At 72.8% G+C, this 24,274-nt stretch carries 24 protein-coding genes; 18 read left to right on the forward strand and 6 right to left on the reverse strand.

Going from position 1 to position 24,274, the window contains the following annotated elements:
• Positions 1-119: 119 nt before the first annotated feature.
• Positions 120-1,862, reverse strand: coding sequence for a pyruvate dehydrogenase (locus ACWGH1_RS03860; protein ID WP_453356884.1), 1,743 nt, complete (start codon positions 1,860-1,862; stop codon positions 120-122).
• Positions 1,863-1,928: 66 nt separating this feature from the next.
• On the reverse strand, positions 1,929-3,242 hold the full coding sequence (locus ACWGH1_RS03865) for a protein phosphatase 2C domain-containing protein (protein WP_453408397.1): 1,314 nt from the start codon (positions 3,240-3,242) through the stop codon (positions 1,929-1,931).
• 338 nt (positions 3,243-3,580) lie between these two features.
• Here ACWGH1_RS03865 and ACWGH1_RS03870 point away from each other — a divergent pair, with 338 nt between their 5' ends.
• Genes ACWGH1_RS03870 through ACWGH1_RS03880 form a run of 3 tightly spaced genes read left to right on the forward strand, consistent with a single transcriptional unit; the run spans position 3,581 to position 5,535 of the window.
• A complete protein-coding gene (locus tag ACWGH1_RS03870) occupies positions 3,581-4,558 on the forward strand; it encodes a helix-turn-helix domain-containing protein (protein WP_453357295.1) in 978 nt (325 codons plus the stop codon).
• A gap of 24 nt (positions 4,559-4,582) precedes the next feature.
• On the forward strand, positions 4,583-5,065 hold the full coding sequence (locus ACWGH1_RS03875) for a DUF456 domain-containing protein (RefSeq protein WP_453357293.1): 483 nt from the start codon (positions 4,583-4,585) through the stop codon (positions 5,063-5,065).
• Between the two features lie 44 nt (positions 5,066-5,109).
• Positions 5,110-5,535 (forward strand): PPOX class F420-dependent oxidoreductase, encoded by a 426-nt coding sequence (locus ACWGH1_RS03880; protein WP_453408398.1) that lies wholly within the window; start codon positions 5,110-5,112, stop codon positions 5,533-5,535.
• Positions 5,536-5,681: 146 nt separating this feature from the next.
• On the opposite strand, the gene rsgA is transcribed toward ACWGH1_RS03880, so the two are convergent.
• Entirely contained in the window at positions 5,682-6,800 is a 1,119-nt protein-coding gene (rsgA, locus tag ACWGH1_RS03885) for a ribosome small subunit-dependent GTPase A (RefSeq protein ID WP_453356327.1), read from the reverse strand.
• 284 nt (positions 6,801-7,084) lie between these two features.
• Positions 7,085-8,209, reverse strand: coding sequence for a YihY/virulence factor BrkB family protein (locus ACWGH1_RS03890; RefSeq protein ID WP_453356326.1), 1,125 nt, complete (start codon positions 8,207-8,209; stop codon positions 7,085-7,087).
• A 17-nt stretch (positions 8,210-8,226) separates the two neighbouring features.
• On the opposite strand from ACWGH1_RS03890, the gene ACWGH1_RS03895 reads away from it, so the two are divergent.
• The 15 genes from ACWGH1_RS03895 (at position 8,227) to ACWGH1_RS03965 (ending at position 22,535) form a co-directional block, all read left to right on the forward strand.
• Positions 8,227-9,870, forward strand: a complete 1,644-nt coding sequence (locus ACWGH1_RS03895; RefSeq protein ID WP_453356325.1) for an acyl-CoA dehydrogenase family protein — start codon at positions 8,227-8,229, stop codon at positions 9,868-9,870.
• A gap of 307 nt (positions 9,871-10,177) precedes the next feature.
• A complete protein-coding gene (locus tag ACWGH1_RS03900) occupies positions 10,178-11,452 on the forward strand; it encodes a GAF domain-containing protein (protein WP_453408420.1) in 1,275 nt (424 codons plus the stop codon).
• 13 nt (positions 11,453-11,465) lie between these two features.
• Positions 11,466-12,029: a GNAT family N-acetyltransferase gene (locus ACWGH1_RS03905; protein WP_453353474.1), complete on the forward strand. Its 564-nt coding sequence runs from the start codon at positions 11,466-11,468 to the stop codon at positions 12,027-12,029.
• 98 nt (positions 12,030-12,127) lie between these two features.
• Positions 12,128-12,835 (forward strand): hypothetical protein, encoded by a 708-nt coding sequence (locus ACWGH1_RS03910; protein ID WP_453353475.1) that lies wholly within the window; start codon positions 12,128-12,130, stop codon positions 12,833-12,835.
• 133 nt (positions 12,836-12,968) lie between these two features.
• Entirely contained in the window at positions 12,969-13,052 is an 84-nt protein-coding gene (locus ACWGH1_RS03915; protein ID WP_312847410.1) for a putative leader peptide, read from the forward strand.
• A 222-nt stretch (positions 13,053-13,274) separates the two neighbouring features.
• Positions 13,275-14,984, forward strand: coding sequence for a nitrite/sulfite reductase (locus ACWGH1_RS03920; protein WP_453353476.1), 1,710 nt, complete (start codon positions 13,275-13,277; stop codon positions 14,982-14,984).
• Positions 14,981-15,160 (forward strand): hypothetical protein, encoded by a 180-nt coding sequence (locus ACWGH1_RS03925; RefSeq protein ID WP_453353477.1) that lies wholly within the window; start codon positions 14,981-14,983, stop codon positions 15,158-15,160. Before ACWGH1_RS03920 ends, ACWGH1_RS03925 begins: the two co-directional genes overlap by 4 nt.
• Positions 15,157-15,858, forward strand: a complete 702-nt coding sequence (locus tag ACWGH1_RS03930) for a phosphoadenylyl-sulfate reductase (protein WP_453353478.1) — start codon at positions 15,157-15,159, stop codon at positions 15,856-15,858. Before ACWGH1_RS03925 ends, ACWGH1_RS03930 begins: the two co-directional genes overlap by 4 nt.
• Before the next feature lie 44 nt (positions 15,859-15,902).
• Positions 15,903-16,448 (forward strand): adenylyl-sulfate kinase, encoded by a 546-nt coding sequence (gene cysC, locus ACWGH1_RS03935; protein ID WP_453353479.1) that lies wholly within the window; start codon positions 15,903-15,905, stop codon positions 16,446-16,448.
• Complete coding sequence (gene cysD, locus ACWGH1_RS03940) at positions 16,445-17,380, forward strand: sulfate adenylyltransferase subunit CysD (RefSeq protein WP_453353480.1); 936 nt, start codon at positions 16,445-16,447, stop codon at positions 17,378-17,380. Before cysC ends, cysD begins: the two co-directional genes overlap by 4 nt.
• A gap of 2 nt (positions 17,381-17,382) precedes the next feature.
• Positions 17,383-18,723, forward strand: coding sequence for a sulfate adenylyltransferase subunit 1 (locus ACWGH1_RS03945; RefSeq protein WP_453353481.1), 1,341 nt, complete (start codon positions 17,383-17,385; stop codon positions 18,721-18,723).
• 215 nt (positions 18,724-18,938) lie between these two features.
• The gene (locus ACWGH1_RS03950) at positions 18,939-20,069 is read left to right on the forward strand and encodes an aliphatic sulfonate ABC transporter substrate-binding protein (RefSeq protein ID WP_453353482.1); all 1,131 of its coding nucleotides are present in this window, start codon (positions 18,939-18,941) and stop codon (positions 20,067-20,069) included.
• A gap of 33 nt (positions 20,070-20,102) precedes the next feature.
• Complete coding sequence (locus ACWGH1_RS03955; RefSeq protein ID WP_453353483.1) at positions 20,103-20,894, forward strand: ABC transporter ATP-binding protein; 792 nt, start codon at positions 20,103-20,105, stop codon at positions 20,892-20,894.
• Positions 20,881-21,771, forward strand: a complete 891-nt coding sequence (locus tag ACWGH1_RS03960) for an ABC transporter permease (protein ID WP_453353484.1) — start codon at positions 20,881-20,883, stop codon at positions 21,769-21,771. The genes ACWGH1_RS03955 and ACWGH1_RS03960 overlap by 14 nt, the downstream gene beginning before the upstream one ends.
• Positions 21,772-21,776: 5 nt before the next feature.
• Complete coding sequence (locus ACWGH1_RS03965) at positions 21,777-22,535, forward strand: sirohydrochlorin chelatase (protein WP_453408399.1); 759 nt, start codon at positions 21,777-21,779, stop codon at positions 22,533-22,535.
• A 59-nt stretch (positions 22,536-22,594) separates the two neighbouring features.
• Here ACWGH1_RS03965 and ACWGH1_RS03970 read toward each other — a convergent pair whose 3' ends face one another.
• Positions 22,595-23,596, reverse strand: a complete 1,002-nt coding sequence (locus ACWGH1_RS03970; protein WP_453356822.1) for a ketopantoate reductase family protein — start codon at positions 23,594-23,596, stop codon at positions 22,595-22,597.
• 56 nt (positions 23,597-23,652) lie between these two features.
• Entirely contained in the window at positions 23,653-24,219 is a 567-nt protein-coding gene (locus ACWGH1_RS03975; protein WP_453356821.1) for a DUF1697 domain-containing protein, read from the reverse strand.
• Between the last annotated feature and the right edge of the window lie 55 nt (positions 24,220-24,274).

Below are 24,274 nucleotides of genomic sequence, written 5' to 3' on the forward strand. Positions count from 1 at the left end.
TTCGCCCCCACCCGCACGGCGATGTACCTCCCCCGCTGTTCGCCTCTCCGAATCGACCCGTACTCTCGAACAGGTCTACGGGATGCATGCCCCCCGGGGCAATCCGCACTCCTGCGGGCTCAGGGACGCGGCACGTTGCGCAGGTTGGATCGCGCCATCTGAACCATTCGGCCGACTCCTCCGTCCAGCACGATCTTGCTGGCGGAAAGAGCGAAACCGGTCACCATTTCGGCACTGATCCTGGGTGGAATCGACAGGGCGTTGGGGTCGGTCACGATGTCCACCAACGCAGGCCCCTTGTGCCGGAACGCGTCCTTCAAAGCCCCTGTGAGCTGCTTGGGCTTCTCCACGCGCACTCCGTAGGCGCCGGCCGCGCGGGCGATGGCGGAGAAATCCGGGTTCCGGTTCGTGGTTCCGTACGAGGGCAGGCCGGAAACCATCATTTCCAACTCGACCATTCCGAGGGACGAGTTGTTGAAGAGGACCACTTTGACGGGCAGCCCGTACTGCACCAGGGTGAGGAAATCTCCCATCAGCATCGAGAATCCGCCGTCACCCGACATCGAGACCACTTGACGGCCGCGGTCGGTGAACTGTGCTCCGATGGCCTGGGGAAGGGCGTTGGCCATGGAGCCGTGGCTGAAGGAACCGATGATGCGCCGTTTGCCGTTCGGCGAAAGATAGCGTGCCGCCCATACGTTGCACATGCCCGTGTCCACGGTGAAGACGGCGTCGTCGTCCGCCAGTTCGTCCAGGACGGCGGCGACGTATTCGGGGTGGATGGGGGTGTGCTTCTCCACCTTGCGCGTGTACGCCTTGACCACGCCCTCCAGCGCGTCCGCGTGCTTCTTGAGCATCCGGTCCAGGAAGCGGCGGTCCGTCTTGGCGCGCACCCGGGTGTTCAGCACCCGCAGGGTCTCCCGTACGTCACCCCAGACGGCCAGGTCCAACTGGGAGCGGCGACCGAGGTGTTCGGGGCGGATGTCGACCTGGACGATCTTCACGTCGTCGGGGAGGAAGGCGTTGTACGGGAAGTCGGTGCCGAGGAGGATCAGCAGGTCGCACTCGTGGGTGGCCTCGTAGGCGGCGCCGTAGCCGAGCAGCCCGCTCATCCCCACGTCAAAGGGATTGTCGTACTGGATCCATTCCTTTCCGCGCAGGGCGTGTCCCACCGGTGCCTTGACCCGGTCGGCGAACTCCATGACCTCGGCGTGCGCCCCGGCGGTACCGCTGCCGCAGAAGAGGGTGACCCGGTCCGCCTCGTCGATCAGCCGGACCAGCTTCTCGATCTCGCCGTCCCCGGGCCGTACGGTCGGCCGCGCGGTCACCAGGGCGTGCTCGACCGTCTTCGCGGGGGCGGCCAGGGAGGCGATGTCGCCGGGCAGCGAGATCACGCCGACGCCGCTGCGGCCGACGGCGTGCTGGATGGCGCTCTGCAGCACCCGGGGCATCTGCTTGGGGTTCGAGATCAGCTCGCTGTAGTGGCTGCACTCGGTGAACAGCCGGTCCGGGTGGGTCTCCTGGAAGTACCCGAGCCCGATCTCGCCGGAGGGGATGTGCGAGGCCAGCGCCAGCACCGGGGCCATCGAGCGGTGCGCGTCGTACAGGCCGTTGATCAGGTGCAGGTTGCCGGGACCGCAGGAGCCCGCGCAGGCGGCCAGCCGGCCGGTGATCTGGGCCTCGGCTCCGGCGGCGAAGGCGGCCGTCTCCTCGTGGCGGACCTGGATCCACTCGATGCCGTCCGTCCGGCGGATGGCGTCCACGACCGGGTTCAGGCTGTCGCCCACGACTCCGTACATCCGCCGCACGCCCGCGCGTACGAGGATGTCGACGAACTGCTCCGCCACGTTCTGCTTGGCCATGGAAGGGCCGCCCTCTCCGGTTCGGCTGTGCCGCGTGCGCCTTCCATCCACGCACGAACCGCCCGGTTACGCCTCCCAGACCGCGGCGGCCGTCCGGTCGTCGGCGTAGCCCTTGAGGCGCAGCTGGGCGTCCGCGAGGAACGCCGCGAGGCCGGGCGGTTCGGCCTGCGACCAGCGGGCCGCGAGTTCGGCCGGGAGCAGCCCCTCCTCGCGCATCGGGGCCGCGAGACCACCCGAGCAGAGCAGCAGGGTGTCACCGGGCCGGGCCACCGAGGCACGGAAGCGGAAGCCCCCGGCCGCGTCCACCGGGGGGTGCGCGGCGTCCTCCGGTTCCAGGTCCTGCCACTGGCCGCCCCGCAGCCGGAAGAACCCGCCCGCGCCCGCGCCGAAGCACACCCGGGTGCGGCACCGCGGGTCCACCGGCAGCAGCAGCCCGCGCAGCCCGGCGGTGTAGCCCTCCTCGGCCAGGCCCAGCTCGGCCGCGCGGGACCGCAGCCGTCCGTAGCCCCGGTCGGTGAGCCGCTGGAGCCCGGAGCGCAGGGCCTCGCGGCTGTCGGCCCGGATGTCCTCGGCCAGCCGCTGCCGGCTCCGCCCGACGGCCGCCGCAACGGCCCGGCACAGCTCGGCCGCGGCCTCCCGGGCACCGGGCGCGGCCCGGTCGCCCCCCGCCAGGGCCACCAGGACCAGGGCGTCGTCGCCGCTGCCGAAGCGGGCGGTCAGCAGGAAGTCCCGGCGGCCCTCGCCGCGGAACCGGGCGGAGTCCCCGCGCAGCGAGGCGGCGCGCAGGGTGTAGGTGCCGTAGCGGGCCCCCTCCAGAACGGTGTCGGGGGTGAGGTCGCCCAGCGCGGCCGGGTCGGCCTCGGGCAGGGCGCCCGGCTCGGCCGCGTAGGTCGGGGCCCGGTCGCCGAGGTGGCGTACGTCTGGTCGGCCGGCCCGGTCGTGGCCGGGCGGCTCCGCGACGGGGGCGGGCGCCCGGTGGGGGGCGGCGGGCCGGACGTCCGCGGGCGGCGCGGACGCGGCCCCGGTGCCGCCGCCCGGTGCGCTCCGGGGGCGCGGGGGCAGCCCGGGCTCGGTGGGGGGCGCGGCCGGCTCGGGAGCCGCGGGGGGCACGGTCACCCCGCCCAGGGCGTAGCCCGTCGGCCCGGGCCGACGCGGGTCGGGCGGCGGCTCCTCGCCGGGGGGCGCGGGCTCCGCCTCCCGGCGCGGCCCGGGCAGCAGGGACCCCGGCGGGTCCGCCGCGGCGGTGTCCTCCCCGTCCTTCACCAGCACCACCGCCGAGTGGTAGCGGTGGTCCAGCGTGTCCTCCGGATCGGGCTCGGGCCCCGCGCCCTGGTCCTCGTAGAGCTTCTGCCACCAGTCGTCCGCGCGCCGCTGACTCATGCGGCTATTCTCGGCCGCCCGCAGGGGCGGAAAACGCCGAATGCACGAAAGAGGCCCACCGGGCCGCCGCCCGGTGGGCCCTTCGCGTTCCTGTCGTACGGGCCGGCGATTTCCGCCTTCCCGTTCGACCGTCCGGGGTGCGGGCGCCCGCCGCGACCGTGGATCCGCCTCGGTGCGGACGGCGGGACTCCCGCGCGGCGTGGCTCGTGGCCTGCGGATGTTCTACTGCGGTGCCCTCACCTTGGCAGAGGGCCGGGCGGTGCGGCGATGATGGCTGCGGCGGGTTCGCGCCGTGGCCGCTTCCCGCCAGGAACGGTACGAAGGGGTGGGTGGACGGGTTGCTGGGTGCGATAGGCCTGGACGAGGGCCAGGAGTCGGCGTACCGCGCGCTGGTGGCGCTGGGCGCGGCGGAGGTGCCGGATCTCGCGCACCGGCTGTCCCTTCCCGTGCGGCAGACCGAGGGAGCGTTGCGGCACCTGGAACGCCACGGCCTGGCGGCGCGGTCCTCGGCCCGGCCGGGGCGCTGGGTGGCGGCCCCGCCCGGGGTGGCGCTGGGGGCGCTGCTGAACCGGCAGCGGCACGAGCTGGAGCGGGCGGAGCTGGCGGCGGCGCTGCTGGCGCAGGAGTACCGGGCGGAGGCCGCCGAACAGTCGGTGCACGACCTGGTGGAGGTGGTGACGGGCGCGAGCGCGGTCGCCCACCGCTTCGTACAGCTCCAGCTGGGGGCGGTGGAGGAGGTGCGCGCGCTGGTGGACAGCCGCCCGGAGGTGGTGACCGGCGCGGAGAACGAGGCGGAGGAACGGGCCGTCGTCCGGGGCGTCGCCTACCGGGTCGTCATCGAGCGGGAGGTACTCACCCAGCCGACGGGGATCCGCGAGGCGACGACGGCGCTGGCGCGCGGCGAGCACGTCCGGGTGACGGCGCGGGTGCCGACGAAGCTGGTGATCGCGGACCGGAACCTGGCCATGGTGCCGCTGACGGCGCCGGGCGCGGAACCGACGGCCCTGGTGGTGCACGCGTCGGGCCTGCTGGAGTCCCTGTCGGGCCTGTTCGAGGCGGTGTGGCGGGAGTCCCTCCCGCTGCGGCTGGGCACGACGGGCTCGGCGGAGCAGTCGCCGGGCACCCCGGACGCCACCGACCTGGAGGTCCTGAGCCTGCTGCTGGCCGGGATGACGGACTCGAGCGTGGCGAAGCACCTGGAACTGGGCCTGCGCACGGTGCAGCGCCGGGTCAAGGGCCTGATGGAACTGGCCGGGGTCACGACCCGGCTGCAACTGGGCTGGTACGCGTACGAGCGGGGCTGGGTGGCCCGATAGGGCCCGGTCGGTCACGCTGAGCAGATGGATCTGCCTCAGCTGCTCCTGGTGGGGCTGGTGTTGCTGCTCGGGCTGCTGGGAGTGATGGTGCCGGGCGTCCCGGGGACCTGGCTGGTGTGGGCCGGGGTGCTGTGGTGGGCCCTGAACGAGCGCTCCTCGGCCGCGTGGATCCTGCTGGTGGCGTCGACGGGGCTGCTGCTGGTGGTGCAGGTGGTGATCTGGCTGCTGCCGCCGCGGCGGCTGCGGGGGGTGGGGATCCACCGCCGGATGGTGGTGTACGCGGGGGCGGGCGCGCTGCTGGGCTTCGTACTGGTGCCGGTGCTGGGAGCCGTGCCGGGCTTCGTGGGCGGCGCCTACCTGAGCGAGCGCCTGCGCCTGGGCTCCGCCGGCGAGGCCCGCGCGTCGGTCCGGGCGGTGATGCGGGCGGTGGGGACGAGCGTGCTGGTGGAGCTGCTGGCCTGCCTGATGGTCACGGCGGCCTGGGTGGCCGCGGTCCTCCAGGCCTGAGCCGGCCCGGTGCGGGGTCCGGGCCGGGGTGCGAGGCTGCCGGTATGACGACGACGGCGTTCAAGGGTTTCAGCGAGGCGGAACTGTCGTACCTCCGGTCCCAGCGCCTGGGCCGGCTGGCCACGGTGGACCCCGGCGGGCAGCCGCAGGCGAACCCGGTGGGGTTCTTCCCGCAGGAGGACGGCACGATCCTGGTGGGCGGGAGGGCGATGGGAACGACGAAGAAGTGGCGCAACCTGAAGGCGAACCCGCGGCTGTCGCTGGTGGTCGACGACCTGGTGAGCACGCGCCCGTGGCGCGTCCGCGGCATCGAGATCCGCGGCCGCGCCGCGCTGGAGGTCGGCACCCACGCCCTGGGCCCCCACTTCAGCCCGGAGGTCATCCGCATCCACCCGGCCCACGTCATCACCTGGGGCCTGGACCCCGACCCCAGCCCCGCCGGGAGCAACCCAAGCCCCGCCGGCGCTTGAGGCGCGGGGTCCGGGGCGGAGCCCCACATCCAGCCCCGCCGGCGCTTGAGGCGCGGGGTCCGGGGCGGAGCCCCGGAGAGCCCGGCGCAGCCGGGGCCGCTCCGCGCAACCGCGCCGCGGACGAACCGCCCCGGCCGCCCGGGCCGTCAGAACCTCCCGGCCCGCTTCGCGGAATAGTTGGCCCGGCCCTCGGCCGACTTCATCCGCCAGTCCCGCCGGAGCTCCGACCGGACCCTGGCATCCGTCTTCGCCACGATCCGCTGGTTCTCCCGCAGCAGCTTCCGGTAGCTCTCCAGCCGGCGCTCCGCCAGCGCCCCCGACTCCACCGCCCCCAGCACCGCGCACCCCGGCTCCGCGACGTGCGCGCAGTCGTGGAAACGGCAGTCGGCGGCGTAGTCCTCGATCTCCGCGAACACCTGCCCGACCCCCGCCTCGGCGTCCCACAGCCCGACGCCCCGCAACCCCGGGGTGTCGATCAGCACGCCCCCGTCCGGCAGCGCCAGCAGGTTGCGCGTCGTCGTGGTGTGCCGGCCCTTGCCGTCGACGTCCCGGATCTGCTGGACCTCCATCACCTCCGCCCCGAGCAGCGCGTTGGCCAGGGTCGACTTCCCGGCCCCGGAGACGCCCAGCAGCACGCTCGTGCCGCCCGACACCACCGCGGCCAGGACGTCCGTGCCCTCCCCCGTCAGGGACGACACCGTCAGCACGTGCACCCCCGGCGCGGTGGTCTCCACGTCCTGGACCAGATGGGCCAGCACCGTCGGGTCCGGCACGAGGTCCGCCTTGGTCAGGACGACCAGCGGCTGCGCCCCCGACTCCCAGGCGAGCGCCAAGAAGCGCTCGATCCGGCCCAGGTCGAGCTCCACGGCGAGCGAGACCGCGATGACGGCGTGGTCGACGTTCGCGGCGAGGATCTGCCCCTCGGAGCGCTGCGAGGAGGTGGACCGTACGAAGGCGGTCCGGCGCGGCAGGTACGCCTTCACGTAGCGGGGGTTGCCGGCCGGCTCGACTGCCGCCCAGTCACCCGTGCAGATGACCCGCAACGGGTCGTGCGGGGTGACGAAGGCGGTGTCGGCGCGGACGGTGCCGGCCGCGGTCACGACGTCGCACTGGCCCCGGTCGACCCGTACGACGCGGCCCGGGAGCAGGCCCTGCGCCTCGTACGGGGCGAATTCGGCCGCCCACGCGTCGTCCCAGCCGAAGGCGGCGAGGGTGTGAGCGGAGGAGCCGTCCGGAGAAGAAGAACCAGAAGAGGAGAAAGACAAGGGGAACCCTTCACAGGGTGGCCCCGGCAGCGCGCGCTCGGCGGCGCACGGGTAGGTGTGAGGTCAGCCGGAGGCCACGGAGGTGGCATTGACGGTCCGAGTGCGGGCAGCGCCCTGCGTCACGACAGTCATCAATGGACTCACCTCCGGGTCATGCACGAACTGGCCGTCCCGCTACCGTGCGGCGGGAACGGGCCCACCGTAACAACGCCGCTCCCGCCAACGCCAACTCTTTTTCCGCCCGTTCGCGCGGGACCGCCGTCAGCGCTTGCCCGGCCCCGCCGTCAGTGCTTGCGCAGGCGCGCCGAATAGTCGTCCGGCGGCAGGAAGTTCGACCAGCGTTCGGGGAACTCCGAGGGCATGCCGGCGTCCTCGTCGTCCTCGGACTCCCCCTCGGCCAGCGCCCGCCAGGCCGCCGCCCGCGCCACCAGCTGGGCGGCCTCCGCCTCCCGCACCCGCTCGTTCGCCTCGCGCGCCGCCGCCGTGGCCAGCGACGGCCAGACCCGGTCGATGGCGGCGTTGACGGCCGCGCCGACGAGGACGGCGAAGGCCGAGACACCGATCCACAGCAGCACCGCCACCGGCGCGGCCAGGGACCCGTAGATCGTCGGTCCCTCGACGGTGTTGGTCAGGTAGATCCGCAGCAGGAACGAGCCGAGCACCCACATGGCCAGGGCGACGAGCGCGCCGGGCACGTCCTCGATCCACGGGGACCGGACGGGAACGGAGACGTGGTAGAGCGTGGTCAGGAAGACGATCGAGAGCAGCGTGACGGTCGGCCAGTACAGCACCGCGATCACTTCCGTGCTCCACGGCACCCACCGCACCACCGCGTCGGGGCCGGCCACCATCAGCGGCAGCACGATCGCGCCGATCACGAGGGCGACCACGTACAGCAGGAAGGCCAGCAGCCGGGTCTTGACGATGCCGCGCTGCCCGTCGAGGCCGTACATCACCGTGATGGTGTCGATGAAGACGTTGACGGCCCGCGATCCCGACCACAGGGCGAAGGCGAAGCCGATGGAGATGAGGTCGGGGCGGCCGCCGCGGGTCACGTCGTCCAGCATCGGTCGCGCGATCTCGTTGACGCCCCGGTCCGACAGGACGGTGCCGACCGCCCGCAGGATGTTCTCCTCGATGCTGGCGACGAAGGTGCCGCCCGTCCAGCCGTCCACGTACCCGAGCAGGCCGAGGAGGCCGACGAAGAGCGGCGGGAGCGAGAGGAGGGTGAAGAAGGCAGCTTCGGCGGCCAGACCGAGGATGCGGTACTCGACGCACGAGTTGACGGTGTCCTTGAGCAGCAGCCAGCCCATCTTGCGCTTGGACACGTTGCGGTAGAGCGCGCGGGCCCGGTGGAGCCGTCCCGGCCGCCCTGGGATCCGCTCGGGTGTTTCTTTTGCTGGCTGCACGTCCTTACGGTATCCGCATGGCAGCCACCACCCACACAGTGACCAATCAGGCGCCGCCCCTTGTGGGCTACGACGCCTACTCCGGTGACCGGGCCCTCTGCGAGGGCGTCGAGCGGCACCTGGCCGACGCGCCCCCCGCACTGCTCGGTGAGGTACGGGAGGAGCTCACCTCCCTGGGACTCGCGACGGGCTCCGAGCAGGCCCAGCTCTGGGGGGAGCAGGCGAACGGGAACCCGCCCGAGCTGCGGACGCACGACCGGTACGGGAACCGGATCGACGAGGTCGTGTTCCACCCGGCGTGGCACCGGCTGCTGGGGCACGCCGTGACGTCCGGGCTGACCGACGCGTGGGGGCGCCCGGCCGGGCACCTGCGCCGGGCGGCGGGTTTCTTCCTGTGGTCGCAGGCCGAGTCGGGGCACGGCTGCCCGGTCTCGATGACGCACGCGGCGGTCCCGGCGCTGCGTACGGACCCCGAGCTGGCCGCCGAGTGGGAGCCGCGGCTGACCTCGCACGTGTACGAGGAGGGGTTGCGGCCGCCGGGGCAGAAGGCGGGCGTGCTGTTCGGGATGGGCATGACGGAGAAGCAGGGCGGCAGCGACGTCCGGGCGAACACGACGGTGGCCAAGCCGCTGGACGCGTCCGGCGAGTACCTGCTGACCGGGCACAAGTGGTTCTGCTCCGCGCCGATGTCGGACGGTTTCCTGGTACTGGCGCAGGCTCCCGGGGGGCTGACCTGCTTCCTGGTGCCGCGGGTGCTGCCGGACGGGACCCGCAACGTCTTCGCGATCCAGCGGCTCAAGGACAAGCTGGGGAACAAGTCGAACGCGTCGAGCGAGGTGGAGTTCGACGGGACGTGGGGGCGCCGGGTCGGCGAGGAGGGGCGGGGGGTGCGGACCATCATCGAGATGGTCGCGGCGACCCGGCTGGACTGCGTGATCGGTTCGGCGTCGCTGATGCGCCAGGCGTTGACGCAGGCCGTCCACCACGCGGAGCACCGCTCCGCTTTCGGAGCGCGGCTCATCGAGCAGCCGCTCATGCGCAACGTCCTGGCCGACCTCGCCCTGGAGTCGGAGGCCGCGACCGTGCTGACGCTGCGCCTGGCGGCCGCGTACGACGCCGGTACGGAGCAGGAGCGGGCCTTCCTGCGCCTCGCGGTGCCCGCGGCCAAGTACTGGGTGACCAAGCGGTGTACGCCAATGGTGGCGGAGGCCCTGGAGTGTCTGGGCGGCAACGGTTACGTCGAGGAGTCGGGGATGCCGCGGCTGCTGCGCGAATCCCCGCTGAACTCGATCTGGGAGGGGTCCGGCAACGTCCAGGCCCTGGACGTGCTGCGCGCGCTGCAGCGGGAGCCGCAGGCGCTGAACGCGTTCCTCCAGGAGGTCGGGCTGGCCCGGGGCGCCGATCACCGGCTGGATTCGGCCGTGAAGGACCTGCTGACGGACCTCGCCGACCTGGAGGGGATCGAGGCCCGGGCCCGGCGGGTGGTGGAGCGCATGGCCCTGGTGCTCCAGGGGTCGCTGCTGGTGAGGTGGGCCCCGGCGGAGGTCGCGGACGCGTTCTGCGCCTCGCGCCTCGGCGGTGACTGGGGGTCGGCCTTCGGGACGCTGCCGCACAGCCTGGACCTGCGAGGGGTGGTGGAACGGGCCCGGATCGCCGGCTAGGAGCGGTCCCCAAACCGTTCCGCGCCCGGGATCCGTGCCCGCTGACCCGAGACCGGGGGCGGCGCCGCGCCGACTCGGCGCCGCCCCCGGTTCGAGAAGCCCCGAGGAAGGAGCTGTCACGCCGCTCGGCGGCGTGCCGATAGTTTCGGTCGGGCGACCGTGGATTGGCGAGGGTTGCATACCGTTGCAACCCTTCACCAGTCGAACCGGTCGAACGAGTCACACAGTCAGCGCCTTGACTGTTCACGGGGAGGTTCCGGTGGCCGACACCGCAGGCAGCACGGTCGATGTGGCGCGCATCTCCGCCATGGACGCGCGCGAGGCGGCGCGTCTGCTCAAGGGAGTACGGGCGGCGGCGCTGGCCGGCGACCGGCTCCCGGCCGCACCGCGGCCGGAGATCGCGGAGTCCTGGCGGCGGATGCTGGCCGGCGGGGTGCATCCGGACCGCGACGCGCGCTCGCGGCTGCTGTCGGCCGCGGAGACCGAGGAGCGGCGGCAGGTCTCGCCGCTGCGGGAGATCCTCCCGGTGCTGCGCGAGGGCCTGCTGCCCGCGCTGGACGAGGCCCTGCACATCATGGTCGTCGCGGACGCGGACGGCCGGCTGCTGTGGCGGGAGGGGCATTCCTCGATCCTGCGCCGGGCCGACCGGCTGGGCTTCGCGGTGGGTGCCGACTGGGCGGAGGCGGTGGTCGGCACCAACGGGGTCGGCACCTCCCTGGTGGCCCGCAGGCCGGTCCAGGTGTTCTCGGCCGAGCACTTCGTCTCCAGCCACCACGACTGGACCTGCGCCGGGGCCCCCGTGCGCGACCCCCGGGACGGCCGGCTGCTGGGGGTGGTCGACGTCAGCGGCCCGTTGGCCACCATGCACCCGGCGACGCTGGCCTGGGTGACCTCGGTGGCCCGGCTCGCCGAGCGGGAGCTGCGGATCCGGCACCTGGAGTCCCTGGAACGGCTGCGGACGGTCGCGGCCCCGCTGCTGGCGCGGCTGCCGGGGCGGGCGCTGGCCGTGGACCCGCTGGGCTGGACGGCCGCCACGACGGGGCTGGCCCCGGCGGACCGGATCCCGCTGCCGAAGGGGTTCGGGCCGGGGCGGGCGTGGGTGCCGCAGCTGGGGCACTGCGCGGTGGAGCCGCTGCCGGGCGGCTGGCTGCTGCGGATGGAGGAGTCGCGCACGGGCGCGGGGGCCGCGAGCCGGGTGGTCCTGGACCTGAGCCGGACCGGGTCGTGGTCGGCGACCGTGTACGGAGCGGCGGGCAGCTGGTCGCTGGAGCTCAGCCCGCGCCACGCCGAGCTGCTGTTCCTGCTGGCGGAGAGCCCGCGCGGGCGCTCGGCGGCGGAACTGGCGGCCGAGCTGTTCGGGGACCCGAGCCGGACGGTGACGGTCCGCGCGGAGATGTCCCGGGTGCGCCGGAACCTCGCCGGGGTGCTGACGCACCGGCCGTACCGGTTCGCGCAGGACGTGGAGGTGGAGCTGGTCCGGCCGGCGGTCCCGGCGCAGCTGCTCCCCCACTCCACCGCCCCGGCGGTGGTCCGGGCCCGGCTGGGCCGTGCGGGTGCCTGGGGGCCCCGGGAAGTCATGTGATTCCCTGACCTGCATGAGTACGTTCACCCTGACCACCTGGTCCCTGGAAATGACCTCGCCGGACGGCCTCGTACCGGCGGCCGTACCCGGACCGGAGATCACGATCGCCCGGGCGGAGGTCCCCTCGCCCGAGTTCAGCCGGTTCCTCTACGCCTCGGTGGGCGGGGACATCCACTGGACGGACCGGCTGTCGCTGACCCGCGCCCAGTGGGTGGAGCAGCTGGCGCGGCCCGGGGTGGAGACGTGGGTGGCGTACGACCGCGGTACGCCCGCGGGCTACGTGGAACTCGACCCGCAGCCCGACGGTGTGGTGGAGATCGTCTACTTCGGCCTCCTCCCGGACTTCCGCGGCCGCCGGATCGGGGGCCACCTGCTGGCGGTCGGCACGGCCCGCGCGTGGGACCTCGCGGAGCGATGGCCGGACCTGGCGCCCACCCGCCGCGTGTGGCTGCACACCTGTAGCCAGGACGGCCCGACGGCGATGGACAACTACCTGCGCCGGGGCTTCAAGCTCTTCAAGACGGAGACGGAGGAGAAGCAGCCGGCCCCGACCCCGGGCCCCTGGCCGGGGGCGTAGCCCCTGGCCGGGGGGCACCCGCGCGGGTCGGCGTGGCGCCGGAGCGGCGGGGGCCGCGCGGGCGCATGCTGGACCTCCGTCGAACGTAGGCGAGGGTCATGAGTGCCGCACGTCCACCAGAGCCGGCCGACGAGGACGGCGAGCCCTCCGGGGATTCGCAACGGCGTGCCTCCGCCCCCGGCCGCCGACGCGGGCTGCTCGCCCGCCTGTACAGCTGGCAGGGCCTGCTCGGCACCCTGATCACCGCCGTGGCCGCCGTCGTCGTGGCGCTCATCGCCCGGACACCAGGGGAGCCGCACCCCGCACCCACCCCTTCTCCGGCCACCGCTTCCGCGACCACCCCTCCTCCGGTGGCAGGGCCCGTGGTGGGCATCCATCTGACCCGGGAGCACGACGATCCCGCCGCGCCCGCGCCGGCCGTCCTCGTCGACTTCGAGGGAACGGTCACCGGGCTCGACGCCGGTTCGACGGTCTTCGCGCTGGTGCGACGGCCCGATGAGCGTTCGAGCTGGCCGGCCGCCCTCGCCGAGGTCGACCGGCGCAACGGAACGTGGAAGGCCGTGGTCCACGTGCCGCGCCCGCAGCCCCCGCTGGTCATGACGGCCGGGGTGATCTCCAGCGATTTCAGCGCCGCGCAGCCGCCGGGCGCCGTCCTGCCCCCCTCCGTGCCCGCCCCGTCCCCCGGGGGCCCGGAGCTTGAGAGACTCCAGCAGGACGGGCCCGCGGCGGCCGGTGTCGAGACTTCGGCGCCCTACCGGTCCGGCGCGCCCGAAACGCCCCGGCCGGCGGCTTCGGCGTCGCGGTGACCGGAAACGGGCGCCGGGGCTCCGTGGCCGGTCAATCGTGACACACGTCACGTTGTTCCACGATCCGAGACGACATCGTCCGAATCCTGGACAGTAGTGGACTCCTCCAATCGGGCCATGCCACGCTTCCGCCATGAATGGAGCTGGAATTGCCTTGGTGAGTCGGCGGCACGTCGACCTCGGCCGCATGTCCAGCGCCATCTGTCCGGCGCGCTGACGGAACCAGCACCCGCCGCACATCGCCGCCGTCCCCGCTGCCGCGGACGCGTCGACCCCGAGGCCGCACGGCCTCCGCAAGCCCCCTGACGGCTGAAATCCGCCCTGCCCACCGGCACAACCGGACCCGGCGCGGCCATCAGCCACACCTGCTCAGCGTGCAGGGGTCACGCCGCCGCTCCCCCTGACCACGCCTTGAGCCGCCGAAGAAGGACGTACCGCCATGGCCGCCACCCCCGAAACGCCCGCAGCCGCCGCGCCCGCAGCCGCCGCGCGCCGCAAGACCGGCCGTCACCGCGGTGAGGGTCAGTGGGCCGTCGGACACCACACCCCCCTCAACGGCAACGAGCAGTTCAAAAAGGACGACGACGGTCTCAATGTGCGGACACGCATCGAGACGATCTACTCCAAGACCGGCTTCGACTCGATCGACCCCAACGACCTGCGCGGCCGCATGCGCTGGTGGGGCCTGTACACCCAGCGCAAGCCCGGGATCGACGGCGGCAAGACCGCCATCCTGGAGCCGGAGGAGCTGGACGACAAGTACTTCATGCTGCGCGTGCGCATCGACGGCGGCCGGCTGACCACCGAGCAGCTGCGCGTCATAGGCGAGATCTCCGAGGAGTTCGCCCGCGGCACCGCCGACCTCACGGACCGGCAGAACGTGCAGTACCACTGGATCCGGATCGAGGACGTCCCGGAGATCTGGCGCCGGCTGGAGGCCGTCGGCCTCTCGACCACCGAGGCCTGCGGTGACACGCCCCGCGTCATCCTCGGCTCGCCCGTCGCCGGCATCGCCCAGGACGAGATCATCGACGGCACGCCCGCCATCGACGAGATCTACCGCCGCATCGTGGGCAACCCGGCCTTCTCGAACCTGCCCCGCAAGTTCAAGTCCGCCATCTCCGGCTCGCCGCTGCTCGACGTGGCGCACGAGATCAACGACATCGCCTTCGTGGGCGTGAACCACCCCGAGCACGGCCCCGGTTTCGACGTGTGGGTCGGCGGCGGCCTCTCGACCAACCCCAAGCTGGGCGTGCGCCTGGGCACCTGGGTCTCGCTGGACGAGGTCCCGGACGTCTACGAGGGCGTCATCTCGATCTTCCGCGACTACGGCTACCGCCGGCTGCGCACCCGCGCCCGGCTGAAGTTCCTCGTCGCCGACTGGGGCGCGGCCAAGTTCCGCCAGGTGCTGGAGGACGAGTACCTGAAGCGCAAGCTCACCGACGGCCCGGCGCCCGAGCAGCCCACCGGCCAGTGGCGCGACCACGTCGGCGTGCACCGGCAGCAGGACGGCCGGTTCTACGTCGGCTTCGCGCCCCGGGTCGGCCGGGTCGACGGCGCCACCCTGACGAAGATCGCGGACGTCGCCGAGCAGCACGGCTCCGGCCGGCTGCGCACCACCGCCGAGCAGAAGATGATCGTGCTGGACATCGAGCCGGACCGGGTCGACTCCGTGGTCGAGGCCCTGGAGGCGCTGGACCTGCGGGTCAAACCGTCCCCGTTCCGCCGCGGCACGATGGCCTGCACCGGCATCGAGTTCTGCAAGCTGGCCATCGTGGAGACGAAGGCGCGCGGCGCCTCGCTGATCGACGAACTGGAGCGCCGCCTGCCGGACTTCGCCGAGCCGATCACCATCAACATCAACGGCTGCCCGAACGCGTGCGCCCGTATCCAGGTGGCGGACATCGGTCTCAAGGGGCAGCTGGTCCTGGACGAGGACGGCAACCAGGTCGAGGGCTACCAGGTGCACCTCGGCGGCGCGCTCGGCCTGGAGGCCGGCTTCGGCCGCAAGGTCCGCGGCCTCAAGGTCACCTCGGCCGGCCTGCCGGACTACGTGGAGCGGGTCGTCACGCGCTTCCAGCAGGAGCGCGAGGACGGCGAGCGCTTCGCCGCCTGGGTCGGCCGCGCGAGCGACGAGAGCCTGTCGTGAGCGAGCGCGCCGCACCGTTCTACTGCCCGTACTGCGGCGACGAGGACCTGTTCCCCCACGAGACGGGTCACGGCGCCTGGGAATGCAGGGCCTGCAACCGAGCCTTCCAGCTGAAGTACCTCGGGCTGCTGGCCCGGGGCGTTCGGTCCGACCAGCCTGGAGGGGAAGAGAAATGACGACGACTCAGCAGACCAGGGACCTCAAGTCGCTGGCCGGGCAGGCGGGCCGGGACCTGGAGGACGCCTCCGCGCTGGAGATCCTCACCTGGGCCGCCGAGACCTTCGGCAAGAAGTTCGCCGTCACCTCCTCGATGGAGGACGCGGTCGTCGCCCACCTGGCCTCCCGCGCCTTCCCGGGCGTGGACGTGGTCTTCCTCGACACCGGCTACCACTTCGAGGAGACCATCGGCACGCGTGACGCGGTCGAGGCGGTGATGGACGTCAACGTCATCACCCTCACCCCGCGCCAGAGCGTCGCCGAGCAGGACGCCCAGTACGGTCCCAAGCTGCACGACCGGGACCCGGACCTGTGCTGCGCGCTGCGCAAGGTCAAGCCGCTGGAAGAGGGCCTGGCCGGGTACGAGGCGTGGGCGACGGGTCTGCGCCGCGACGAGTCCCCGACCCGGGCGAACACCCCGGTGGTCGGCTGGGACGAGAAGCGGCAGAAGGTCAAGGTCTCGCCGATCGCGCGCTGGACGCAGGACGACGTGGACGCCTACGTCGCGGAGCACGGTGTGCTCACCAACCCGCTGCTGATGGACGGCTACGCCTCCGTCGGCTGCGCCCCGTGCACCCGCCGGGTGGCGGAGGGCGAGGACGCGCGGGCCGGCCGCTGGGCCGGGCGGGCGAAGACCGAGTGCGGACTGCACGGCTGATGACGGATCTCGAAGCAGTGAACGAACCGACGGAGACGAGAACGATGAGCGTGAGCGACCAGGGCGCCACCGTGTGGCTGACCGGGCTGCCGAGCGCGGGCAAGACCACCATCGCGTACGCGCTGGCCGAGCGGCTCCGCGCCGAGGGCCACCGCGTGGAGGTCCTCGACGGCGACGAGATCCGCGAGTTCCTCTCCGCCGGACTGGGCTTCAACCGGGAGGACCGGCACACCAACGTGCAGCGGATCGGCTTCGTCGCCGAACTCCTCGCGAGCAACGGCGTCAAGGCGCTGGTGCCGGTGATCGCGCCGTTCGCCGACAGCCGCGAGGCCGTCGCCAAGCGGCACGCGGCCGAGGGCACCGCCTACCTGGAGGTCCACGTGGCCACCCCGGTCGAGGTCTGCTCCGAGCGCGATGTGAAGGGCCTGTACGCCAAGCAGGCGGCGGGCGAGATCTCCGGTCTGACCGGGGTCGACGACCCGTACGAGGCTCCGGTCTCCCCGGACCTGCGGATCGAGTCGCACACGCAGTCGGTGCAGGAGTCGGCCTCGGCCCTGTACGCGCTGCTCACCGAGAGGGGTCTGGCATGACGACCGTCGCCCACCTGCACGACGGGACCGACGCTCCCTACGCGCTGTCCCACCTCGACGCCCTCGAATCGGAGGCCGTGCACATCTTCCGCGAGGTGGCGGGCGAGTTCGAGAAGCCGGTGATCCTGTTCTCCGGCGGCAAGGACTCCATCGTCATGCTGCACCTGGCGCTCAAGGCGTTCGCGCCCGCGCCGGTGCCCTTCACCCTGCTGCACGTCGACACCGGCCACAACTTCCCCGAGGTGCTGGAGTACCGCGACCGCACGGTCGCGGAGCACGGCCTGCGCCTGCACGTGGCCTCCGTCCAGGAGTACATCGACGCGGGCAAGCTGCGCGAGCGCCCGGACGGCACCCGCAACCCGCTCCAGACGGTCCCGCTGACCGAGGCGATCCAGCACCGCAAGTTCGACGCGGTCTTCGGCGGCGGCCGCCGCGACGAGGAGAAGGCCCGCGCCAAGGAGCGCGTCTTCTCCCTGCGCGACGAGTTCTCCCAGTGGGACCCGCGCCGCCAGCGCCCCGAGCTGTGGCAGCTCTACAACGGCCGGCACGCGCCGGGCGAGCACGTGCGCGTCTTCCCGCTGTCGAACTGGACCGAGCTGGACGTGTGGCAGTACATCGCCCGCGAGGGGATCGAGCTGCCGCGGATCTACTTCGCCCACGAGCGCGAGGTGTTCAAGCGCAACGGCATGTGGCTGACGGCCGGCGAATGGGGCGGCCCGAAGGAGGACGAGACGCCCGAGAAGCGACTCATCCGCTACCGCACCGTCGGTGACATGTCCTGCACCGGCGCCGTCGACTCCGACGCCACCACGCTGGACGCCGTGATCGCCGAGATCGCCGCCTCCCGCCTCACCGAGCGGGGCGCGACCCGCGCCGACGACAAGATGTCCGAGGCCGCGATGGAAGACCGCAAGCGCGAAGGGTACTTCTAGACATGACCTCCACCACCGAGCAGTTCGCCGACGTATCGGCGACCACGCTGCTGCGCTTCGCGACCGCCGGTTCCGTCGACGACGGCAAGTCCACGCTGGTCGGGCGGCTCCTGCACGACTCCAAGTCGGTCCTGACGGACCAGCTGGAGGCCGTCGAGGCGGTCTCCGCCCGGCGCGGGCAGGACACACCCGACCTCGCGCTGCTCACCGACGGCCTGCGCGCCGAGCGTGAGCAGGGCATCACCATCGACGTGGCGTACCGCTACTTCGCCACCGCCCGGCGCCGGTTCATCCTGGCCGACACCCCCGGGCACGTGCAGTACACCCGCAACATGGTCACCGGGGCGTCCACCGCCGACCTGGCCGTGGTCCTCGTCGACGCCCGCAACGGCGTCATCGAGCAGACCCGCCGGCACGCGGCCGTCGCGGCCCTGCTGCGCGTGCCGCACGTGGTGCTCGCCGTCAACAAGATGGACCTCGTCGGCTACGCGGAGGCGGTCTTCGCGAAGATCGCCGAGGAGTTCACCGCTTACGCCTCGGACCTGGGCGTCCCCGAGATCACCGCGATCCCGATCTCGGCCCTGGCCGGGGACAACGTCGTGGAGCCCTCGGCGCACATGGACTGGTACGGCGGCCCGACGGTGCTGGAGCACCTGGAGACGGTCCCGGTCAGCCACGACCTCACCGCCTGCCCGGCCCGCTTCCCGGTCCAGTACGTGATCCGGCCGCAGACCGCCGAGCACCCCGACTACCGCGGCTACGCGGGCCAGATCGCCTCCGGCGTGCTGCGCGTCGGCGAGGCCGTCACCGTCCTGCCGTCGGGCCGCACCTCGGTCATCGAGGGCATAGACGCGCTCGGCGAGAGCGTCGACATCGCGTGGGCGCCGCAGTCGGTGACGCTGCGGCTGCGGGACGACATCGACATCTCGCGCGGCGACCTGATCGCCCCGTCCGCGAGCGCCCCGGCCACCACGCGGGACGTCGAGGCGACGGTGTGCCACGTCGCGGACCAGCCCCTGTCGGTCGGCGCCCGGGTGCTGCTGAAGCACACCACGCGGACCGTCAAGGCGATCGTCAAGGAGATCCCCTCGCGGCTGACCCTGGACGACCTGTCCCAGCATCCGGACCCCGGGCAGCTGGTCGCCAACGACATCGGCCGCGTCGTCGTCCGTACCGCGGAGCCGCTCGCGCTCGACGCGTACGCCGACTCGCGCCGCACCGGTTCCTTCCTGCTGATCGACCCGGCGGACGGGACCACCCTGGCGGCCGGCATGGCCGGCCAGGCCTTCGCCGCGCAGGCCGACGAGGCCGTGCGGGCGGACGACGAAGGGTGGGACTTCTAACCCATGCTCACCGACATCTACTCCAGCTTCGCCAAGGAGGGCGGCCGCGTCGGCAGCGGCCGTCTCGGCAGCGGCCAGGGAGGGGTGGCGCGATGTGCGCGATGACGTACGCGCACTGCCTGCGCGCCCACACCCCCCACCAGCCGTACCCGCCCTCGCTCCACAGACGAAGACCCGCGCCGTGACCCCACGGCGCTCCGAGAGGAAGCCCGCCCGTGCCTGCCACCGGTACCACCACCCGTAAGACCCTTCGCCGCGGCGTCGTCGCCGCCGCCGCCCTTCCGCTCCTGATCGGTGGGCTCGCCTCCTGCGGCTACGGCTCCGAGGCCAAGAAGGACGACGCGAAGACCACCGCCGTCCCCGCCGCCGACGCCAAGAAGCTCTCCGCCTCCGAGGTCCGCATCGGGTACTTCCCGAACCTGACGCACGCCACCGCCCTGGTCGGCCTCCAGGAGGGCCTGATCGCCAAGGAGCTCGGCGGCACGACGGTCAAGCCGCAGACCTTCAACGCCGGTCCGTCCGAGATCGAGGCCCTCAACGGCGGCTCTCTCGACATCGGCTTCATCGGCCCCTCGCCCTCGATCAACGGCTACGTGAAGTCCAAGGGCTCCAACCTGCGGATCATCTCCGGCTCCGCCTCGGGCGGCGTCAAGCTGGTCGTGAACCCGGACAAGATCAAGACCCTGGACGACCTCAAGGGCAAGAAGATCGCCACCCCGCAGAAGGGGAACACGCAGGACGTTGCGTTCCTCAACTGGATCGCGCAGAAGGGCTGGTCGGTCGACCCCGAGTCCGGCAAGGGCGACGTCTCCGTCGTCCGCACCGACAACAAGGTGACGCCCGACGCCTTCAAGCAGGGTTCGATCGACGGCGCCTGGGTGCCGGAGCCCACGGCCTCCAAGCTGGTCTCCGACGGCGGTTCCGTCCTCCTCGACGAGACCTCCCTGTGGCCCGACAAGAAGTTCGTGATCACGAACGTCATCGTGTCGCAGAAGTTCCTCAAGGAGCACGCGGACGTGGTCGAGGCCGTGCTCAAGGGCACGGTGAAGACCAACGAGTGGATCAACGCCAACCCGGAGAAGGCCAAGGCCTCCGCCAACGCCAAGCTGGCGGCGGACGGCGGCAAGCCGCTCGACGCGAAGGTCATCGACCCGGCGTGGCCGAGCATCCTCGTCACCGACGACCCGCTGGCGAGCACCCTCAAGACGGAGTCCGACTGGGCGGTCAAGGCCAAGCTCATCGAGCAGCCCGACCTGACCGGCATCTACGACCTGACGCTCCTGAACAAGGTGCTCAAGGCCGCCGGCAAGCCCGAGGTCTCCGACGCCGGTCTCGGCGTCAAGTAAGTCCGTAACCCGAACCCCCAGGAGGTGACGACCATGGCCACCACGCTCGCCAAGGCTGCCGAGGGCGCGGTAGCGGAGCGGACGCACGCCGCGCGCATCGAGCACGTCTCGAAGTCCTTCCCCGGCCCGGCCGGATCGCAGCTCGTCCTGGACGACATCAGCCTCGATGTCGCTCCCGGCGAGTTCGTCACCCTCTTGGGGGCCTCGGGGTGTGGCAAGTCCACCCTGCTCAACCTGGTCGCCGGTCTCGACAAGCCCAGCGCGGGCAGCATCGAGACCGCCGGCCGCCCCGCGCTGATGTTCCAGGAGCACGCCCTGTTCCCCTGGCTCACCGCGGGCAAGAACATCGAACTGGCCCTGCGGCTGCGCGGGGTGGCCAAGGCCGATCGCAAGCCGGAGGCGGAGCGGCTGCTGGAGCTGGTCCGGCTCGGCGGCGCGTACGGCAAGCGGGTCCACGAGCTGTCGGGCGGCATGCGCCAGCGCGTGGCCCTGGCCCGCGCCCTGGCCCAGGACAGCCGGCTCCTGCTGATGGACGAGCCGTTCGCGGCGCTGGACGCCATCACCAGGGACGTGCTGCACGGCGAGCTGACCCGGATCTGGGAAGAGACCGGTCTCTCCGTCCTGTTCGTCACGCACAACGTCCGCGAGGCCGTGCGCCTCGCCCAGCGCGTGGTCCTGCTGTCCTCGCGGCCCGGCCGGATCGCCAAGGAATGGACCGTGGACATCCCGCAGCCGCGCCGCATCGAGGACGCGGACGTCGCGGAACTGTCCCTGGAGATCACTGAACACCTGCGTGGGGAGATCCGCCGCCATGGCCAGCACTGACACCGCCCCCAAGGCCAAGAGCGACGACCTGGCGGGCCTGGAGGCCGGCCTGGACGCGCTCGACGCGGTCCAGACCCACCGCACCCCGGTGCGTGAGGTCCTCGTCAAGAAGGTCCTGCCGCCGCTCGTGGCCGTGGGCCTGGTCCTCGTGGTCTGGCAGGTCCTCGTCTCGGCGCAGGTCGCCGACGCGACCAAGCTGCCCCCGCCGTCCGCGGTGTGGGACGGCCTGACCGACATGTGGCTCAAGGGCACCCTGCTGGAGGTCGTCTGGACCAGCGTCTCGCGCGGTCTGCTCGGCTTCCTGCTGGCCCTGGCCATCGGCACCCCGCTCGGTCTGCTGGTCTCGCGGGTGAGGTTCGTCCGCGCCGCCATCGGCCCGATCCTGTCCGGCCTGCAGTCCCTGCCCTCGGTGGCCTGGGTGCCGCCGGCGGTGATCTGGCTCGGTCTGAACGACTCGATGATGTACGCCGTCATCCTGCTCGGCGCGGTCCCGTCCATCGCCAACGGCCTGGTGTCGGGCGTCGACCAGGTCCCGCCGCTGTTCCTGCGGGCCGGCCGCACGATGGGCGCCACCGGGCTCAAGGGCACCTGGCACGTGGTGCTGCCCGCCGCCCTGCCGGGCTACCTCGCCGGTCTCAAGCAGGGCTGGGCCTTCTCCTGGCGCTCGCTGATGGCGGCCGAGATCATCGCCTCCTCCCCCGACCTCGGGCTCGGCCTCGGCCAGCTGCTGGAGAACGGCCGGAACAACATCGACATGCCGGGCGTGTTCCTCGCCATCTTCCTGATCCTCATCGTCGGCATCGCCATCGACCTGCTGATCTTCAGCCCGGTCGAGCGGTGGGTGCTGCGCAGCCGCGGCCTGCTGGTCAAGGGCTGAGTCCCGTGTTCCGCGCCCCCGTGCTCCTCGTCATAGCCCACGGCAGCCGTGATCCGCGGCACGCCGCGACCGTGCGCGCGCTCACCCGGCGGGCCCGGGCGCGGCGGCCGGGGCTGCGCGTGGAGACCGCGTTCCTGGACTTCGACGGCCCGACGGCGGCGCAGGTCCTCGCCCGTCTCCACCGGTCGGGGGTGCGGGAGGTCGTGGCGCTCCCGCTGCTGCTCACCCGGGCGTTCCACGCGAAGACGGACATCCCCGCGGTGCTGGCGGAGGCCTCGGCCGGCCTCCATGGCCTCTCGGTCCGGGTCGCTGACGTCCTCGGGCCGTCGCCGCTGCTGACGGCGGCCCTGGAGCGCCGGCTCCGCGAGGCCGGCCTCACCCCGGCGGACCGCGCCGGCACCGCAGTGGTGCTCGCGTCCGCCGGTTCATCGGACCCGGAGGCGATCGCAGTGATCGCTGAAATCGCGCGGGAGTGGCGGCACACCGGTTGGTGCGCCGTGCGGCCTGCGTTCGCCTCCGCCTCGCTGCCCCGTACGGAGGACGCCGTACGGGCCCTGCGCGCCGAGGGGGCCCGCCGGATCGCGGTGGCCCCGTACGTCATCGCCCCCGGCCGGCTTCCGGACCGCATCGCGGCGGGCGCGGAAGCGGCGGGCGCCGACCTGGTGGCGCCCGTCCTCGGCGCGGCACCGGAACTGGTCCGCCTCCTCCTCCACCGCTACGACGCGGCCGCCTCCCCCCTGGCCTCCCTCCCCCTGACGGCCTGACCCACCCCGGCCCGCCCGGCACAACCAGCCCGCCCGGCGATTGCGGGCACGGGCAGCGACTAGCCCCGGGCCGCCGCCTCGTCGGCCAGGGCCGTCAGGTCCTCGGCCGACATCGCCCCCGGCGGCAGCCCTTCGCGCGCGAAGATGTTCGCCGCATGGCGCAGGGTGTCGTTCACCGGCGTAGCGACCCCGTGCAACCGCCCCAACAGGCAGATCTCCCCGTTGAGGTAGTCCGCCTCCACCGAACCCGTCCCCCGGGCCAGGCTCTGCCACGACGACCCGCCCCGCACCCCCGCCGGCTGGTCCACCTTCCCGTCCCGGGCCGCCGACTGCTCCGCCTCCGAGACGTAGCCGATCCCGGCGGCCTCGTACGCGGCCTTGGCCTCGCGGATCGCCCGGAGCAGCAGCGCCGCCTTCGCCGGAGCGGGTTCGGGGCCCGTCGTCGCCTGGATCGCGTTGCCGAGGTTGCCCAGCAGCTTGGCGTACTTCCACCGCATCACGTCCTCGACGACCGGCGCCCCGAAGCCCGCCTTCTCCAGGTCGGCGGCGATCGCCCGGGCCCGGGCGTCCGTTCCCCCGGCCGCCCGGCCCAGGTGCAGGATGCCGGTCAGCGGTGCGCACAGCGCCGAGACCACGCCGGGTTCCAGGAAGGTGGCGGGCAGCCAGACGCACACCCCGTACACGCGCGCGAAGCGCCGCAGGGCCAGCCGTTCGCTCTCCACGCCGTTCTGCAGGCACAGCACCGGCAGGCGCTGCGCCGCCGTGCCGCCGCCCGCGACCTCCGCGTCGCCCCACGCGTCGAGCGCCGTGACCGCGTCCTGGGTCTTCACGGCGAGCAGCAGCACGTCATCGGGCCGCAGTTCGCCGAGTTCCGCCGGGCCGGTGACGACGGGCAGCCGGTGGACCCGCTCTCCCTGGGCCGTGGTGAGCCGCAGCCCGTCCGCCGCCAGGGCCTGGGCGTGCGCGCCGCGGGCGACGAGGACGGCGTCCAGGCCCGCTTCGGTGAGCCGGCCCCCGATGGTCGCGCCGATCGCCCCGGCGCCGATGATGATGTACCGCATGTCCCGAGCCTGGCACATCCGCGGGCCGGCTACGCGGCCGGGGCATCGGACACCTGCTAGTCCCGGGTCAGTTCGACCAGCTTGACGACGGTGTTCCAGTTGCGGGTCGTCGCGTCGAGGCCCTTGAGGAGGGCCGGTCTGTGGAGCACCTCGCCCAGCTTGGAGGTGCCGAGGCCGCCCGGGGCGTAGAGGTAGACCGCGCGGTCGCCGAGGCGGAACTCCTCGGGGAGGAAGGCCTGTGCGTCGATGGCCGCGTAACGCTCCGGGGAGGGTTGGGCGGACAGGAACGTGACGTGGAGCTGCTTGCCTTCGAGCCCGGCGGCCGGGAACGGACAGGCTTCGGCCACGGCGCGCAGGTGGGGGCCGTCCACGACCAGGCAGGGGACGCGGAAGCCGAAGTGCGCCTCGATGGCGCTCTCCAGCTGCCGGGCGAGCGTGTCGGGGTCCTGCGCGGTACTGCTGAACACGGCGTTGCCGCTCTGCAGGTACGTCCGGACGTCGGCGTGGCCGAGCTGCTCCATGACGGCGCGCAGCTCGGCCATCGGCACCTTCTTGTGCCCGCCGACGTTGATCCCGCGCAGGAGGGCGGCGTAGGTCGTGCGTGCTGGGGGCTGAGGGCTCATGCCCCGAACGATAGGACGCCCCACTGACAGTGCCGGTGGTACGGGCGCTCGGGGC

The organism is Streptomyces sp. NPDC054883 (assembly GCF_053610645.1).